The organism is Mesorhizobium norvegicum (assembly GCF_004919685.1).
GTDB classification, from domain to species: domain Bacteria; phylum Pseudomonadota; class Alphaproteobacteria; order Rhizobiales; family Rhizobiaceae; genus Mesorhizobium; species Mesorhizobium norvegicum.
The window spans coordinates 1-354 of the sequence record NZ_SMYZ01000210.1 but is presented as its reverse complement, the minus strand read 5'-3'; the positions used below and the strand labels follow the sequence as shown (position 1 = coordinate 354).

Below are 354 nucleotides of genomic sequence, written 5' to 3'. Positions count from 1 at the left end.
CGGCATTCCGGACGGCGTGCCGTTCTCCAACCAGGGCGGCTACAAGAACGACGCGCTCGACGCGCTCATCGCCAAGGCATCGGAGACGCTCGACACCACTGCCCGCACCGACCTCTACAAGGAGTTCCAGAAGGAGGTGGCCACCGACCTGCCGCTGATCAACGTCGCCGAATGGAGTTTTATCAGCGTCGCCCGCGACACGGTCGGCAACATCGCCAACAACCCGCGCTGGGCGGTATCGAACTGGGCGGACACGTATTTGGAATCGTGACACAATTGCGCGGATGAGAGTTCGCAAAATCATCGTAGACGTTGAGTTCTACGAGGCCTCCCTCTGTCCGGCAGGACAGAGGG

At 61.3% G+C, this 354-nt stretch carries 1 pseudogene; it reads left to right on the top strand.

The window, feature by feature from the left end:
* Positions 1-271 (top strand): annotated as a pseudogene (locus tag FCU66_RS40780) (ABC transporter substrate-binding protein); the annotation flags it as partial.
* Positions 272-354 lie beyond the last annotated feature (83 nt).